The 15,396-nt window shown below is 69.7% G+C and carries 14 protein-coding genes; 4 read left to right on the top strand and 10 right to left on the bottom strand.

Going from position 1 to position 15,396, the window contains the following annotated elements; translation table 11 throughout:
* Positions 1–26: 26 nt before the first annotated feature.
* Positions 27–1,370 carry a UDP-glucose/GDP-mannose dehydrogenase family protein gene (locus C3E87_RS07350; RefSeq protein WP_076061144.1) on the top strand — a complete coding sequence of 448 codons (1,344 nt, stop codon included), beginning with the start codon at positions 27–29 and terminating at the stop codon, positions 1,368–1,370.
* 13 nt (positions 1,371–1,383) lie between these two features.
* On the opposite strand, the gene C3E87_RS07355 is transcribed toward C3E87_RS07350, so the two are convergent.
* From C3E87_RS07355 to pgi, 5 genes are all read right to left on the bottom strand, one after another.
* Positions 1,384–2,073, bottom strand: coding sequence for a TrkA family potassium uptake protein (locus C3E87_RS07355; RefSeq protein WP_198928237.1), 690 nt, complete (start codon positions 2,071–2,073; stop codon positions 1,384–1,386).
* Positions 2,066–3,403, bottom strand: a complete 1,338-nt coding sequence (locus C3E87_RS07360) for a TrkH family potassium uptake protein (RefSeq protein ID WP_076061146.1) — start codon at positions 3,401–3,403, stop codon at positions 2,066–2,068. The genes C3E87_RS07355 and C3E87_RS07360 overlap by 8 nt, the downstream gene beginning before the upstream one ends.
* 45 nt (positions 3,404–3,448) lie before the next feature.
* The gene (locus tag C3E87_RS07365; protein WP_076061149.1) at positions 3,449–4,408 is read right to left on the bottom strand and encodes a CAP domain-containing protein; all 960 of its coding nucleotides are present in this window, start codon (positions 4,406–4,408) and stop codon (positions 3,449–3,451) included.
* A gap of 96 nt (positions 4,409–4,504) precedes the next feature.
* Positions 4,505–5,140: a vancomycin high temperature exclusion protein gene (locus C3E87_RS07370; protein ID WP_083665490.1), complete on the bottom strand. Its 636-nt coding sequence runs from the start codon at positions 5,138–5,140 to the stop codon at positions 4,505–4,507.
* Positions 5,141–5,180: 40 nt separating this feature from the next.
* On the bottom strand, positions 5,181–6,854 hold the full coding sequence (gene pgi / locus C3E87_RS07375) for a glucose-6-phosphate isomerase (RefSeq protein ID WP_076061153.1): 1,674 nt from the start codon (positions 6,852–6,854) through the stop codon (positions 5,181–5,183).
* Between the two features lie 104 nt (positions 6,855–6,958).
* On the opposite strand from pgi, the gene C3E87_RS07380 reads away from it, so the two are divergent.
* Positions 6,959–8,050 carry an LCP family protein gene (locus C3E87_RS07380; protein WP_076061155.1) on the top strand — a complete coding sequence of 364 codons (1,092 nt, stop codon included), beginning with the start codon at positions 6,959–6,961 and terminating at the stop codon, positions 8,048–8,050.
* A gap of 40 nt (positions 8,051–8,090) precedes the next feature.
* Here C3E87_RS07380 and C3E87_RS07385 read toward each other — a convergent pair whose 3' ends face one another.
* The gene (locus tag C3E87_RS07385) at positions 8,091–9,458 is read right to left on the bottom strand and encodes an MFS transporter (RefSeq protein WP_076061157.1); all 1,368 of its coding nucleotides are present in this window, start codon (positions 9,456–9,458) and stop codon (positions 8,091–8,093) included.
* A gap of 83 nt (positions 9,459–9,541) precedes the next feature.
* On the opposite strand from C3E87_RS07385, the gene C3E87_RS07390 reads away from it, so the two are divergent.
* Together C3E87_RS07390 and C3E87_RS07395 are read left to right on the top strand one after the other, a co-directional pair.
* A complete protein-coding gene (locus tag C3E87_RS07390; RefSeq protein ID WP_076061159.1) occupies positions 9,542–10,153 on the top strand; it encodes a hypothetical protein in 612 nt (203 codons plus the stop codon).
* Between the two features lie 101 nt (positions 10,154–10,254).
* The gene (locus C3E87_RS07395; protein ID WP_083665476.1) at positions 10,255–11,418 is read left to right on the top strand and encodes a hypothetical protein; all 1,164 of its coding nucleotides are present in this window, start codon (positions 10,255–10,257) and stop codon (positions 11,416–11,418) included.
* A 17-nt stretch (positions 11,419–11,435) separates the two neighbouring features.
* Here the strand turns inward: C3E87_RS07395 and C3E87_RS07400 are convergent, their stop codons facing one another.
* From C3E87_RS07400 to C3E87_RS07415, 4 genes are all read right to left on the bottom strand, one after another.
* Complete coding sequence (locus tag C3E87_RS07400; protein WP_076061164.1) at positions 11,436–12,521, bottom strand: exo-alpha-sialidase; 1,086 nt, start codon at positions 12,519–12,521, stop codon at positions 11,436–11,438.
* Between the two features lie 361 nt (positions 12,522–12,882).
* On the bottom strand, positions 12,883–13,563 hold the full coding sequence (locus C3E87_RS07405; protein ID WP_076061166.1) for an N-acetylmannosamine-6-phosphate 2-epimerase: 681 nt from the start codon (positions 13,561–13,563) through the stop codon (positions 12,883–12,885).
* Positions 13,564–14,481 carry an ROK family protein gene (locus tag C3E87_RS07410; RefSeq protein WP_076061168.1) on the bottom strand — a complete coding sequence of 306 codons (918 nt, stop codon included), beginning with the start codon at positions 14,479–14,481 and terminating at the stop codon, positions 13,564–13,566. It lies immediately after the preceding gene.
* On the bottom strand, positions 14,478–15,395 hold the full coding sequence (locus C3E87_RS07415; protein ID WP_076061170.1) for a dihydrodipicolinate synthase family protein: 918 nt from the start codon (positions 15,393–15,395) through the stop codon (positions 14,478–14,480). Before C3E87_RS07415 ends, C3E87_RS07410 begins: the two co-directional genes overlap by 4 nt.
* Position 15,396 lies beyond the last annotated feature (1 nt).

The following is a 15,396-nucleotide window of genomic DNA, read 5'->3' on the forward strand; positions in this document are numbered from 1 at the left end:
CCCGATTCCTGGCTAATCTGTGGGCCATGCGCATTTCTGTGATCGGTTGCGGTTACCTGGGAGCTGTACACGCGGCCTGCATGGCCGAGCTGGGCCACGATGTGGTGGGCCTGGACGTGGATGAGGCGAAGATCGCGAAACTCTCGCAGGGGATTGCGCCGTTCCATGAGCCCGGGCTCCCGGAACTGCTCCTCAAGCACGTGTCCACCGGCCGGTTGCGCTTCACCACGGACGCCTCGGCGATCGCCGACGCCCAGATCCACTTCATCGGCGTGGGCACGCCGCAGCTCCAGGGCAGGCTCGGGGCGGACCTCACCTACGTCAACCAGGCGGTCGACACCATCCTCGAGCACGCCGTCGTGCCCGAGGACGGACAACCCGTGCTGGTGGCCGGCAAGTCGACGGTGCCGGTGGGCACCTCCGAGGGCATCGCCGCGAAGCTCGCCGCTTCCGGCAAGGACATCCTCCTGGCCTGGAACCCGGAGTTCCTCCGCGAGGGCTACGCGGTCAACGACACGCTGACGCCGGACCGCATCGTCTACGGCCTGTCCGAGGACAAGGAGAGCGGCCACCGCGCCAAGGCCCTCCTCGACGAGTGCTACGCCATCCCGCTGGCCGCGGGCACCCCTCTCATCCTGTCCAACTACCCCACGGCGGAGCTGGTGAAGGTGGCGGCCAACAGCTTCCTCGCCACCAAGATCTCGTTCATCAACTCCATGGCTGAGTTGTGCGACGCCACCGGCGGCGACGTCACGCGGCTGGCCGAGGCCATCGGGCACGACGACCGCATCGGCAAGAAGTTCCTCCAGGCGGGCATCGGCTTCGGCGGCGGCTGCCTGCCCAAGGACATCCGTGCCTTCATGGCCCGCGCCGGTGAGCTGGGCGTCGACGAGGCGCTCACGTTCCTGCGCGAGGTCGACACCATCAACCTGCGCCGCCGCGACCACGCCGTCAACCTGGCAGAGGAGGCCGTCGGGGGCCGCCTGGTCGGCAAGAAGATCGCCGTGCTGGGCATCACCTTCAAGCCGGACACCGACGACCTGCGCGACTCCCCTGCCCTCGACATCGCCGGCCGGCTCTGGGCCCGCGGCGCGGAACTGGCCGTCGTCGACCCCGCAGCCGCCCACACGCTGCGGCAGCGCCAGCCGGAGCTCAACGTCCCCGAAACGGTCGAGGAGGCCGTCACAGGAGCCGACGTCGTCATGCTGCTGACCCCGTGGCGCGAGTACGTGGACCTGGACCCCGCGTCGCTGATCGACCTGGTCAAGACGCCCAACATCATCGACGGCCGCAACGTGCTGAACCCGCACGACTGGGCCGACGCGGGCTGGACCTACTACGGCATGGGGCGCAGCGTCTCCACCTGGTGAGCCGACGACCGGCTCAGGTCAGGTGGAACCGCTCGGCCTTCTCGATGGGGCCGGTGACGAGGATCTCGTCCTCTGCCGACAACACGGAGTCGCCTGAGACGTCCACCCAGCGGCCGTCCGCGCGCTTCGAGGCGATGACCGTCACCCCGAATTCGGAGCGGACGTGCACCTCGCGCAACGGCTTGCCGAGCACCGCCGCGGGCGCGGTGGTGCGCACCAGCGCGTAGCCGCCACCCAGATCGATGTAGTCCTTCAGCTGGGCGCGCGCCTGGTGTGCCACACGCACGCCGCTCTCCCGCTCCGGATGGACGACGTGGTGCACGCCGATCTGTTCCAGGATGCGGCCGTGGGCGTCCGAGACGGCCTTGGCCCAGACGTGCGGGATGCCGAAGCCGATGAGCAGCGAGCTGGTGAGCAGGCTGGCCTCGACGGAGTCGCCGATGGCGACGACGGCATGCGTGGCCTCGTGGATCCCCAGCTGCCGCAGCACGTCCTCGCGGGTGGCGTCCGCCAGCACCGCGTGGGTGATCCTGCCGTTGAACTGCTGGACCAGGTCCTCGTCGCGGTCGATGGCCAGGACGTCGGCCCCGTCGTGCATGAGTTCGAGCGCGAGCGACTGGCCGAACCGGCCCAGCCCGATGATGACGATGCTGTCGGCCAGGGGCACGTTGCCCGGCCTCTTGAGGGGGCGCAGATTAACCAATGATCGGCCTTTCCTTGGGGAGTTCGTAGAGCCGCTTGCGGGGGCTCAGGGCGAGCGCAGAGGCGAACGTGATCGGGCCGAGGCGGCCGACGTACATGAGGAAGCACAGCACCAACTGCGAACCGGCATCCAACTGCGCGGTGATGCCGGTGGACAGCCCCACCGTGCCGAAAGCCGAGATCACCTCGAAGAGGACGTCGTCCAGGCGGAAGGGGCTCAGCAACAGGACGATCATGGTGGCGAGCACCACCAGCGCCACCGCCAACAGCGCGACGGAGATGGCCTGCCGGTGCACGGCGCGCGAGAGGCGTTTGCCGAAGATGTGGACGGCGGTGTCGCCGCGCACCTCCGTCCAGATGATGAAGAAGAGGACGGCGAACGTGGTCACCTTGATGCCGCCGCCCGTGCCGGCCGGGCCGGTGCCGATGAACATCAGCACGTCCATCCCGAACAGCGTGACGGCGTGCATGGCGCCGATGTCGATCGAGTTGAAGCCGGCGGTGCGGGTCTGCACTGACTGAAAGAAGCCGGCCAGCAGCTTGTCGTCCCACGCCAGGGGGCCGAGCGTGCCGGGGTTGGTCCACTCCAGGCCCGTGATGAAAACGGTGCCGCCCACCAGCAGCAGGGGCGTCATGATCACCACGATGCGGGTGTTCATGGTCCACGCGAGGAGGTCGGCGTGGTGGCGCCACAGCTGCTGCAGCACGGGGAAGCCGAGGCCGCCCAGGATGGTGGCGCCCGCCATCGGCAGCAGGAGCCAGGGGTCGCCCACGAAGCCCATCAGGCTGTCCGCGAACAGGGCGAAGCCCGCGTTGTTGAACGACGACACCGAGTGGAAGAGCCCGTGCCACGCCGCCTGGGGCAGGCTGTGCCCGTACCCCAGCCAGAACCGCAGCGTCAGCAGCAGGGCCGTCGCCGCCTCGATCGCGACGGTGGTCTTCATGATGCCGCCCAGCACATGGGGCACCCCGCCCGGGCCCTCCATGTGGCTCTCGACGGCGGCGGTGAGGCGTGAGCGCAACGACAGCTTACCCAGCACCGTCAGGCCGATCAGGGTGGCCAGCGTCATGACGCCGAAGCCACCGATCTGGATCAGGGCGAGGATGACCACCTGCCCGAACGGCGTCCAGTAGGACGCCGTGTCCACGATGGTGAGGCCCGTGACGCAGATGGCGGAAGTGGCGGTGAAGATGGCCTCGATCAGCGAGGCGCCACCGGCGCCCCGCTTGGAGATCGGGAGCATGAGGAGGCCGATCCCCACCCAGGCCGCCGTCGTGAAGGCGACGAAGATCGCCCGCACCGGGGACAGCCGACGTAGCGCGTTGAGCACGGCGTCACACTAGACCCCCGCGGGGCCGCGCACCACTGCGGAGTGTTACTTGAAGCGGACGATGTTGTTGAAGACGTAGTCGACCTTCGACGTGAACGTGTAGCCGCCGCCGGCCTTGGCGGTGGCGGTGACGACAGGAGCCTGGATGTAGGAGCGGCAGCCGTTGCGCCCGGTGGCGGCGGAGTCGCAGTCGGTGCGCCACTTGCGGCCGCTGATGACGTGGTCGCCCTTGGTGGCCAACGGGTTGCCCGCCCACAGGCTGCGCGCCGACGGCTGGTAGGTCAGGTTGTTGAAGGCCCAGCCGGTGCTGCGCTGGTAGTTGCCGCTCTTGTAGGAGATGACGGTGGCCCAGATGTCCGTGCGGCAGCGCTGCGTCTGGGAATACGGCTCGCAGGCCACCTTCCACAGGCGGTTGTTGTAGGCGTAGGTGCCGGTCTTGGAGTAGACGTCGTCGGCCTTCGCCGGGTTGATCGCGGTGATGTTCTGCTGCACGGCGGTGAGCCACTGCGTTCCCGAGTCATAGGCGGTGCCGGCGTCGATCAGCGGCTCCTTGTAGAAGTTCACCGCGGCGTAGATCTCTGATTCAGAGCGCACCAGGCCCACGGCGATGTGGGTGTAGGACGCCTCCAGGATGTTGGCGCGATGGCTGTCCGAGGCCATCCAGTCGTCCATCATCGTCTGGACAGGATTGGCATAGCCGACGTTCCAGCCGACGTTCTCGCCCCAGGCCTCGGCCCCGTCCCAGCGGAAGTCGTCGTTGTGGGAGATCTTGCCGGCCTTCTGCATGGAGATGGCCCAGTCCTGCGCGATGGCCGCGGCCACCTTCGGCACGAACTTCAACGGTTTGAGTCCCTTGGACACCCGGATGGCGTTGTGCGCATCGACCATGGCGGCGATGTCGGCGACGTTGGCCTTCTGCGACGCCTCGTCTGCCTCCGCCCGCGGGGCGACCAGCCCTGCGAGCGCAACGGCGACGATGAACATCAGGGCGAACAGTCTCTTCACGGTGAGCACCTTCCGGGGAAGTGGGGGGGCTTGCGGTTAAGACGGTAACACCGCCCCCGCCACCGACGGACAACGGCACGCGGCCCGGCGCCAGATTCAGGACTGGGCCGCGGCCAGCAGCGACGGGTCCGGCGCGTCCGCCTGTGGGCGCCGCCCGGTGAGGAGGTCCCACTCCATCTTGAGGTTCGCCGGGAACTCGCGGACCCAGCCCTTGACCCAGTTGTAGGGGAAGCGGCCGAGCATGCTGGTGTCGCCGACACCGACGGTGTCGACGCCCACCTCGCGGCAGATCGCGATGGTGCGGCCCAGGTGGTAGTCCTGCGTGATGACGGTCATCTCCGCCACGCCGAACACGTCGCGGGCCCGCACGCACGAGTCGTAGGTGTCGAAGCCTGCCGGGTCCTCGACGATCCGGTCCGCCGGCACGCCCCGCGCCTCCAGGTACCGGCGCATGATGAGCGGCTCGTTGTTCGCGTCGGCCCCGCCGTCGCCGGTGACCAGCACGGCGCGGATCTTGCCCTCCTGGAACAGGCGCAGCGCCACGTCGAGCCGGGCGGCGAGGAACGCCGACGGCCCGGAGGGGTCAGCCTTGGCGCCGAGCACCATGCCCACGGGCCGCTCCGGCACGTCCTGCACCGTGTGCACGTGACCGGACGCGAGAAACGCCACCCTCCCCGCGCTCAACACCACCGGAAGCGCCCCCAGCAGGGCGACCACCCCGACGGCGATCAGCGCGGTGCGCCACCGTCGGGGCCGGGTGGAGGGCTGCGGTTCAGTCACGGTTCTGTAGGTACCAGCTGACGAGGGACTGCGTGGACGGGTCCTGCTGGGCCAGCGCCTCGGCGTCACCGGAGACCGCCGGGGCGATCTCCAGGGCGAGCTTCTTGCCGAGCTCGACGCCCCACTGGTCGAACGAGTCGATGCCCCACACGACGCCTTGGACGAACGTGATGTGCTCGTAGAGGCCGATGAGCTGGCCCACCACCGACGGGGTGAGCGCCGGCGCCATGATCGAGGTGGTGGGCTTGTTGCCCTCGAAGACGCGGGCGGGCACGATCTCCTCCGCAGTGCCCTCGGCGCGGACCTCCTCGGCGGTCTTGCCGAACGCCAGCGCGGCCGTCTGCGCGAAGAAGTTGGCCAGGAAGAGCCCGTGGACGTCGGTTTCGCCGTCCTTGACGGGGTGCGCCGGGTTGGCCACCGCGATGAAGTCTGCCGGGATGATGCGGGTGCCCTGGTGGATCAGCTGGTAGAACGCGTGCTGGCCGTTGGTGCCGGGCTCGCCCCAGAAAATCTCCCCGGTCTCGGTGGTGACGGGGCTGCCGTCCCAGCGCACGGACTTGCCGTTGGATTCCATGGTGAGCTGCTGCAGGTAGGCCGCGAACCGGTGCAGGTACTGGGCGTAGGGCAGCACCGCGTGGCTGTGCGCGTCGAAGAAGTTGACGTACCAGACGTTGATCAGGCCCATCAGCAGCGGCACGTTGCGCTCGGCAGGCGCGGTGCGGAAGTGCGTGTCGACGGCGTGGAAGCCGGCCAGGAAATCACGGAACCCGTCCGGCCCGATCGCGATCGCCACCGGCAGGCCGACGGCGGAGTCGACCGAGTAGCGGCCGCCCACCCAGTCCCAGAAGCCGAACGCGTTGGCGGGGTCGATGCCGAATTCGGCCACCTTGTCCAGCGCCGTCGAGACCGCGACGAAGTGCCTGGCGATCGCACCGCCCCGGGCCTCGTCGGAATCGTCGACGGCGCCGTCGGCGACGAGCGCGTTCAGCAGCCAGTCGCGGGCCATGCGTGCGTTGGTGAGGGTCTCCAGCGTGGTGAAGGTCTTCGACGCGACGATGAACAACGTCGTGGTGGGATCAAGGTCCTTGACCTGCTCGTAGCAGTCGTTGGGGTCGATGTTGGAGATGAAGCGGCACTCCAGGCCGTCCTGCTTGTAGGGCAACAGGGCCTCGTAGACCATCACGGGGCCCAGGTCTGAGCCGCCGATGCCGATGTTGACCACCGTTTCGATCCGCTTGCCGGTGACGCCCTTCCACTCGCCCGAGCGGACCTGGTCCGCGAACGCGTACATGCGCCCGAGGACCTCGTGCACGTCTGCCACGACGTCCTGCCCGTCGACGGTGAGCTCGGCATCTGCCGGCAGGCGCAGTGCCGTGTGGAGCACCGCGCGGTTCTCTGTGACGTTGATGCGCTCACCGTTGAACATCGCGTCGCGACGCTCGGGCAGATTGACCTGCTCTGCGAGGCGCACCAGCGCGCCCACGACGTCTTCGGTGATGAGGTTCTTGGAGAGGTCCACCCGGAGGTCGGCCAGGTCGAAGGTGAGTTCCTCGGCGCGGTGCGGATCAGCTTCGAACCAGTGGCGCAGGTCGGGGACGAGAGCGTCCTTGAGGATGCGAAGGTCTGCCCAGGCCTCTGTGGCAGTGGCGTCTACCGGAGTGTTCATGGGCCCAGCCTAGAACGCTCCCCCGGTCGGCGTCCCGCCGGGGCGTCACACAGACGCGGAGGGTGCGGTTGGCCACCCGACGGACACCGGCCACAATGAGGGGCATGAAGCGAGCCCACCCCGAGGATGACCAGTACGGCGACGAGACCCCGGAGCAGGGCACCGACGACGGGGCGGGCCGCGCGAAGAAGCGGCGCGGCCCGCTGTTCGTGTTGTTCATGGTGTGCATCCTCGTGCTGCTCATCCCCGCCCTGGTCGTGGCGTTCTACGTCGGCCGGGGCTGGGTGGCACTGGACAGCATCGAGCGCGACCCGGGGCTCACGCCGTCGGAGTATGTGGGCCGCCCCTCCCCCGCCGCTCCCAATCCGGAGAAGCCGGAGGCCACCGCCCCGGTCAACTTCGTGCTCATGGGCTCGGATTCCCGGGAGGGCGACACCGGCCGTTCCGATTCGCTCATGGTGGCCCACGTCTCCGGCGACCGCGAGCACGTCTACCTCATCTCCTTCCCCCGCGACATGTGGGTGGAGGTGCCCGAGCGGGGCGAGGCCAAGATCAACGCCGCCTACGCGTGGGGCGGCGCGCCGCTGACGGTGCGCACGCTCGAGAGCCTGCTGGGCGTGCGGATGGACCACACCGTGGTCATCGACTTCGAGGGCTTCGTCAACCTCACCGAGGCCGTCGGCGGCGTGACCGTCTACAACCCGTGGGCCTCGGGGCAGGGCGCGAACAGGTTCGAGGAGGGCGAGATCAGCCTGGAGGGCGAGCGCGCGCTGACCTACGTCCGGGAGCGCAAGTCGCTGCCCAACGGCGACCTCGACCGCGCCTACCGGCAGCGCACCGTCGTCAAGGCCATCATCCGCAAGCTGGCGACGCCGGACACGATCACCAACCCGACGCGGTTCAACGACGTGGTGGGGCAGGTGGCGGACACCCTCACGGTGGACGACCAGATGACCAACGGGTACGTCACGAACCTGGGCACGCAGCTGCGGATCTTCGGGGCCGACGGGGTGCGGATGCTGCAGGCACCCATCCGCGGGTTCGCGACGATCGACGGGCAGTCGGTCGACGTGGTGGACCAGGGTCGCCTGGAGATGCTGGCCACGGCGCTGTCCACCGACACCATGGAGCACTACTTCAGCAGCTACGGAGCGGATTCCTACGCCAAGCTGCCGCAGGTCGACCCGGACGAATGAGTCGCGGCGGCTCGGTGAGGCGCGCCCGGAGCTCGCGTGGTCACGCCTCCTCGAGCGCCTTGTCGGTGTATTCGGGGAGGAACCACGCGGCCACCATGGCCATGGCGAACATGCCACCCAGCACCATGAACAGCGTGGGCCGGCCGGCTGCGCCCACGATCACGGGCACCAGCAGCGGTGCGGCCATGGCCGCGATCCGGCCGAACGCCGTGGCCGCGCCCGCACCGCTGGCCCGCACCGCCGTCGGATACACCTCCGGCGTGATGGCGTAGAGGGCGCCCCAGGCGCCGAGGTTGAAGAAGCTCAACGTGCAGCCGGCGGCCAGCGTGATGGCATAGGCGGCGGAGGCGCTGCCCGGCGCCAGCGACTCGGCGATGGCGGGCGCCATGCCGAAGGCGAGGGCACCGACGACGGAGCCGCCCAGGAATGTGACCAAGGTGGGGCGACGGCCCCACACCTCGATGAGGATGGCCGCGACGAGGTAGCCGGGGAGTTGGGCCAGCGTCATGTACAGCGTGAACTCGAACGAGCGCACCAGTGTCATGCCGCCCTCGAAGAGCAGCGTCGGCAGCCAGATGAAGGCGCCGTAGTAGGAGAAGTTGATCCCGAACCACACCAGCCACAGCGCGACGGTGCGCCGGCGGAAGCGATCGCCGAAGAGTTCCTTCTTCGTCACCTTCGCTGCGGCGGTGACCGGGGCATCGGGCGCCTTGTCGCGGTCGTCGACGGTGACGCCCGCGGCGTGCTCGAACTCGCGCACCGCCCGCTCCGCCTCCGCGTGCCTGCCCTTCGCCTCCAGGAAACGGACAGATTCGGGCAGCCCGAAGCGGACGAACAGCGCGTAAGCGGCCGGCACCGCGCCCAAGGCGAGCGCCCACCGCCAACCGTTCTCGGACGGCACGACGAAGTAGCCGATGGTGGCCGCGCCCAGCCAGCCGATGGCCCAGAACGACTCGAGCGCCACCACGACGCGGCCGCGGATCTTGCGCGGCGCGAACTCGCTGACGAGGGTGGACGCCACCGGAAGTTCTGCGCCGAGGCCGACTCCGACGATGAAGCGCAGAACGATCAGCATCACCAGGCCGGTGGACAGGGCCGAGATCCCCGTCGCGATGCCGTAGATCAGCAACGTGAGGGCGAAGACCTGGCGGCGGCCGATCCTGTCTGCCAGCAGCCCGCCCAGCGAGGCGCCCACCGCCATCCCGACGAAACCGATGGAGGCCAGCATGGACAGCTGCCCGGAACCCAGCCCCCACTCCGACGCGAGCGCGGCCATGATGAAGGAGATGAGCCCGATGTCCATCGCGTCCAGGGCCCAGCCGATGCCGGAGCCGAAGAGCAGCTTGCTGTGCTTGCGGGTGTAGGGCAGTTCGTCGAGACGCTGCGCGCGGCTGAGGTTGAGGCTCATGCGCGGAAGCCTAGGCCCAAGCCGGGGCGCCGCGATAGGGCCGCCGGTTCGGGCGACGGCAGGCGTACGGCAAGATGGTCGCCATGACTCTCCGTGGAATTGTGGTGTGCCTGCCTGATGCGTCGCTTGACGACTACGTCGGCGTCATCGAGGTGCTCGTCCAGGAGGGGTTCTCGCGGTTCGCCCTCCCGGCCGGCGCGGCGGCCTTCGCGGACGTGACGACGATCTTCGGTGCACGGGCCGACTTCGGCGCGCTGAGGGTGTCGTCGAGCGCTGAGGTGCACCGCTCAGCCGAAGCGGGAGCCGCCTTCGTGTTCTCGGACGTGGCCGACAGCGATGTCGCCGACGCGGCGGACGAGCGCGGGCTCGAATGCTGGTGCTCCGCCATGACCCCGCGCGAGGTGCGGGCGGCACTGCAGCTGTCCAACGGTGCGCTGCTGTACCCCGCAGACGTGGTGGGCCATGCCATGGCAGCTCGGCTCAAGGAACTCGGCGTCGTGGACCGGGTCGTCCCCCTGGGCGGCATCGGGGCGTACGCGGCGGGCGAATGGTTCAAGGCCGGCGCCCCCGCCGTCGGGGTGGACCAGACGCTGCTCGGCGACGCGTTCGACGGCGGCTCGTTGTCGCAGCTGCGGGATCGCTGCAACTCCTTCATCGCGCTGGAGCGCCGCCTCGTGACAGACCCCGGGAACTGACGTTTCGGCATTGACTGGAGGCGATGTCCCTCAGCTTGGATTCCACTCAAACACGACCTATCCTGAGAAAATCTTAAGACATTCTCAGGAAAGACGAAGGTATGGGAACACCCAAACGGGCCGCAGCGAACGATGCCGCAGTGCAGGACGACGCAGCCGAACTCCAGACAGTGACAGACGCCCGCAGGGCGGTTGGCCTCACCCGCGGACGGGGCAGGGCGGTGCGGTTCGCCATGGCGCCGCTCGCCATGCTGACGGTCGGCGGGCTGGCCGCGGGTGTGTTCTGGTTGGGACAGCCGGCTGACAGCACGGAGACGGTGCAGTCTGCGCGCCCGGTGGCCAACCTCGGGGTGTCCCGGAGCCAGGCCAGGCCGGAGTTGTCGCCGTCGGCCTCGCCGTCGCCCTCCCGGGAGCCGCTCGACACTGCTGCCGCCGCTGCCGCGAATCCCGCGTTGCCGACGCCCACTCCCGTGGTGACGCCCAGCACCCCTGCCCCGGCCCCGGCGCCGGCCAAAGCGGTCTCCGACGAGGCGGCCTCGGGCGAAGTGGCCGGTGTCGCCGAATCGGCGCCCGCCGCAGTCGAGTCGGCAGAGCCGGTGGCGGAGGTCGTCGAGGAGCCCGCCGTCGACTACACCGCGCTGGGCGAGGCGTCCAGCACGCTGTTCGTCACCGCGGCCGTGAACGTACGCACCGGCCCCGGCACGGAGTTCGATGTGCGGTCCTCGCTGGCTGAAGCCGCCGAGGTCGCGACGACGGCCTGGGAGGTGGACGGCTGGCGGCAGGTGTCGCTCGACGGGGAGGCCGGCTGGATCAAGGGCACGTTCCTCACCGACAGCAAGCCCGCCGTCGAGGCCGTGCAGGAGGCCGCCTCGGGTTCGGGTTCCAGCTCGGCGGCCGCGGCACCCGCCGCGGTGTGCGAGCAGGCCTCCGGCCTGGAGCGCAACCTCACCGACCGCACCGCCAACGTGCTGCGGGTGGTGTGTGCCGAGTTCCCGAGGGTCACCTCCTACGGCGGCTACCGCCCCGGCGACACCGACAGCTACCACGGCAGCGGTCAGGCGATCGACGTCATGGTCAGCGGTGAGTACGGCTGGGACATCGCCCGCTGGGCCCGCGCCAACGCCGGCGAGTTGGGCATCATCGAGGTCATCTACGCACAGCAGATCTGGACGACGCAGCGCGCCGGCGACGGCTGGCGGCCGATGTCGGACCGTGGTTCCGTGTCCGCGAACCACTACGACCACGTGCACATCTCGGTGCGCTGACGGCTGACCGCCAGGGGTCACGAACCGTCGGGGGCGACCTCTGGCGGCGCCGCGCTGCCGCCGGGGCTCTCCACGGGGACGACGGTGACCGCTCCCCCGTCGAGCCCCACCTCGGTGCGGCTGAGGGCCATGAACTGCAGCGCGGCGTAGTCGCCCGCCTCCCAGATCACGCCGAGGCGCCCGTCGGGCAGTTCGGCCGCAACGGAATAGGCCGCGGCTCCGGCGTCGAGCAGCACGGAGTCGCCCCAGGTGGCGCCGCCGTCGGAGCTGACGCGTAGCGCGAGTCGCCGTCGCTCGCGGGGGTCGTCGAGGAGGGTGCAGACGAGGTCGTCGCCCCAACGGGCCAGCCCGCCGTTGCAGGCCGGGTCGACCAGTTGTTCGTGCGGCACCGGTGCCGAGAACGTGCGTCCGCCGTCGTGGGAGATCGCCCACCGTCGGCGGGGCGGGGTGCGGGCGTGCAACAGGACGCTGCCGTCGGGCAGTTCGACCACCTTGTTCTCGTCGCAGTCCGGGCCGATACGCTCGCCGAGCTGCCAGGTGTCGCCGCTGTCGTCCGAGTAGGCCATCGCGACGTAGTGCTGTTCGTCCAGGGTGCGCAGCACGAACGGCTGCACGAGCCGCCCGGTGCTGAGGGTGGCCCCGTGGCCGGAGGAGGCGAACATGCCGGTGACGTCGTCGGGCTTGAGTTCGGCGGTGAGGTCGCGGTGCGTCCAGGTGTCGCCGTCGTCGATGGACGTGGCGAGCCAGAGCCTGAGTCCCTCGCCGTCGGGCCCGGCGTCCGCGGTGAAGAACGACCGCCCCGTCGACCCGACGTACCAGCAGTAGATGGTGCCGGAGGGGTCCACGACGAAGCTGGCATCACCGAAGCCGCCCTTGGCGGTCCGGGCCCGGAGGACGCGGACGTCCGACCAGGTGTCACCGTTGTCGTCGGAGACGCGGTGGACGAGGTCGAAGGGGCCGGGGAGGTCGCGCCAGTCCGCACGAACGTCCCAGGCGGCGATGATCCGCCCGGTGGGCGTCACCGCGAGGGCGGGGATTCGGTAGCAGGGCGCGTCGAAGGCCGAGCCTTCGAGCGGTTCGCCTGTCTTCGCGAGTGTGAACATGGAAGCACCTTTCAGCCGAGCCAGCAACAGGGATACAACCGGAACCTCAAGGAGTGCCCGAGGACGGGGGGATGCAAGTGTGATCGCGGCACCGGACCGCACCCAGGTCAATGTTGCCCGGCAAGGACGATTAGAAGCGGCGTACCCCGTCCTCGGACGCTCCGGCAACCCGGGCTACGAACGGTATCGGCGGCGACACAACGACCGCGAAACCTACAGCGAAGGTCGGGGATTGAAGGGTGCGAGTTTCGAGTCCACCCCAACACACGCAGAGCCAACGTCGCCCGAACAGCGTAGGGAGAACACTCGCACCCTTCTTTCCCCGACGTTCGCGGAACACTGCGCAGTCGCGCCGAGAGACTCAGCCAGCGTTGTCGACGGCCTCGGCGAACCAGCCGGTGATGGTGGCGGGATGCGTGATCGCGGTACCCACGACGACACTCCAGGCGCCACGCCTGATCGCCTCCCCCGCCGCCTCCGGCGAATGCACCCGGCCTTCGACGAGCACGGGGCGATCGACTGCGGCGAGGATCTGGTCCACGGCCTCCCAGTCGACACCCTTGGTCTTCGGGCGTTCGCCGCTGTAGCCCACCAGGGTGGTGCCGATCAGATCGGCGCCCGCCTCCTGAGCGGCGACGGCGTCGCCCTCGGACCCGCAGTCGGCCATGACCAGCACGTCGGGGAACTGGGCCTTGAACTCGGCGATGGTCTCGGCCAGCGTGCGGCCGTCGGGGCGCTCACGACGGGTGCCGTCGATCGCGATGATCTCGCAGCCAGTCTCGGCGACCTCGACGCAGTCCTTCAGCGTCGGGGTGATGTACACGCCGCTGGCGCCCACCTTAACCAGGCCGATGAGCGGCACGTCGACGCGCTGCCGGATGGCGCGCAGGTCGTCGAGCCCCTTCGCCCGGATGGCCGCGGCGCCGCCGCGCACGGCGGATTCGGCGACCTGGGCCATGGTGTTGGGGTCCAGCATCGGCTCGCCCGGGTAGGCCTGGCACGAGACGATGAGTTTGCCCTTGAGTTGGGCGATGACGTCCATTTACTTCTCCTCGCTGGCGAAGACCTGGGCGGCGGCGCCGACCAGGGCGGCCGACGATCCGAGTTCGGCCTTCAGTACGGGTAGTTCTGCGAGGACGGAAACGACCTCGCCGCGGATGGTGTCGCGCAACGGCTGCCACCAGACGGGGCCCGCATCGGCGACTCCCCCGCCGATCACGACGGCGGCCGGGTCCACCACCGTGACGACACCGGCGATGGCTTTGCCCAGCGCGACGGCGGCTTCCCGCACGACGGTGAGCGCATCGTCGTCGTAGCTCGCGGCGCGGGCCATGATCTCGCGGCCCGACGCGTGGTCACCGCCCAGCGACGCGTAGCGCCGCTCGATGGACGGCCCGGCGGCGATGGCCTCGAGGTGACCGAGGCGGCCGCAGGGGCACCGCAGCGCTTCGGCCCCGGGGGTGGGGATGTGCCCCATCTCCCCCGCGACGTGGTGCGCCCCGGTCCGCAGCCGGCCGTCCAGGACGAGCGCGCCCCCGACGCCGGTGCCCACGGCCACCATGAACAGCGACTCGAGGCCGCGCGCGGCGCCGAAGCGGTATTCGCCCATGGCGTGGGCGTCGACGTCGTTGATGACCTGGATGCGGCGGCCCGGCGCCCAGCCGAGGCGGGCGCGGAGGCCGGCCGTCACGTCTGTGCCCACCCAGTGACGGAACGTGTCCGTCGACGAGATGATCCGTCCGGCGCGCGAGTCCACGACGCCGGCGGTGCCGACCCCGAGACCCACGACGTCGTCGGTGGCGATCTGGCGGACGAGGGCTGCGACCGTGTCGAGCACCGCTTCGCCGCCTTGCGCGGCAGGGGTCGGCGCGGTCACCACATCGCCCAGGACCCCGTCAGAGGACACCAGTGCGACGGCGGTCTTCGTTCCGCCGAGATCGACCCCTACCGCGTAGCTCATGCGAGCAGGTCCACCTCTCGCAGGATCTCTTCGATCGCCGGGATACACGAGGCGTCGAGCGGGCGCAGCGGCGCCGGGACGGCGGCGGAGCTGATCACGCCGAGGCTGGCCATCGCCTGCTTGAAAGCACCGATCCCGCCGGCGTCGCCGGACATGCCCTTCGGCACGAACACGATGTCGAAGAGACGCGTCAGGCGGTCCTGCTCCTTGCGCGCCTCGGCCCAGTCGCCCTTCTCGGCGGCGTTCCAGAGGCGCACGTAGCCGGCGGGGTCGACGTTGCCGAGCCCCGGCACCGCGCCGTCGGCGCCGAGCAGCGCCATGCCGTCGACCATGACCTCGTGGCCGGTCAGCAACTCCAGCGGCGAACCGGCCGCCTTGTTGGCCTGCACGAGGCGACGGAAGCCGACGTCGTCGCCGGAAGAGTCCTTGACTCCGCGGAGCACGCCCTCCTGGCCGAGGCGCACGAGCATGTCGACGGCGAGGTAGCTGTGCACCCGCACCGGCACGTTGTAGGCGTAGACCGGCACGTCGACATTGGCGGCGACGATGCGGAAGTGATCCTCGATCTCGGCCATGTCGTTGAGCGCGTAGAGCGGCGAGGTGACCACGATGGCGTCCGCGCCGAGGGCGGCGACGCGCTGCCCGCATTCGGCCATGCGGCGTGCGCTGAGGTCGGGGGTGCCGACGAGCACCGGCACGCGGCCGGCGGCGCGCTGGACGGTGCGCTCGACGACCGCGTCACGCTCAGAGTCGGTCAGGTAGGCGACCTGTCCGGACGACCCCAGCACGAACAGGCCGGTGCAGCCTGCGTCGATCAGGTGGTCGACGACACGGTCGAGGCTGTCGAGGTCGATGGTGCCGTCGGGGGACATGGGGGTGACGACCGGAGGGACGATGCCACGCAGTTTCTGCATG

It is taken from the genome of Tessaracoccus sp. ZS01, from assembly GCF_022342445.1.
Lineage (GTDB): Bacteria > Actinomycetota > Actinomycetes > Propionibacteriales > Propionibacteriaceae > Arachnia.

Excerpts from the sequence above, each read along its gene's own strand:
- C3E87_RS07350 (WP_076061144.1), top strand. The coding sequence starts at position 27 with ATGCGCATTTCTGTGATCGGTTGCGGTTACCTGGGAGCTGTACACGCG.
- pgi (WP_076061153.1), bottom strand. The coding sequence starts at position 6,854 with ATGAACACTCCGGTAGACGCCACTGCCACAGAGGCCTGGGCAGACCTT.
- C3E87_RS07380 (WP_076061155.1), top strand. The coding sequence starts at position 6,959 with ATGAAGCGAGCCCACCCCGAGGATGACCAGTACGGCGACGAGACCCCG.
- C3E87_RS07385 (WP_076061157.1), bottom strand. The coding sequence starts at position 9,458 with ATGAGCCTCAACCTCAGCCGCGCGCAGCGTCTCGACGAACTGCCCTAC.
- C3E87_RS07390 (WP_076061159.1), top strand. The coding sequence starts at position 9,542 with ATGACTCTCCGTGGAATTGTGGTGTGCCTGCCTGATGCGTCGCTTGAC.
- C3E87_RS07395 (WP_083665476.1), top strand. The coding sequence starts at position 10,255 with ATGGGAACACCCAAACGGGCCGCAGCGAACGATGCCGCAGTGCAGGAC.
- C3E87_RS07400 (WP_076061164.1), bottom strand. The coding sequence starts at position 12,521 with ATGTTCACACTCGCGAAGACAGGCGAACCGCTCGAAGGCTCGGCCTTC.
- C3E87_RS07405 (WP_076061166.1), bottom strand. The coding sequence starts at position 13,563 with ATGGACGTCATCGCCCAACTCAAGGGCAAACTCATCGTCTCGTGCCAG.
- C3E87_RS07410 (WP_076061168.1), bottom strand. The coding sequence starts at position 14,481 with ATGAGCTACGCGGTAGGGGTCGATCTCGGCGGAACGAAGACCGCCGTC.
- C3E87_RS07415 (WP_076061170.1), bottom strand. The coding sequence starts at position 15,395 with ATGCAGAAACTGCGTGGCATCGTCCCTCCGGTCGTCACCCCCATGTCC.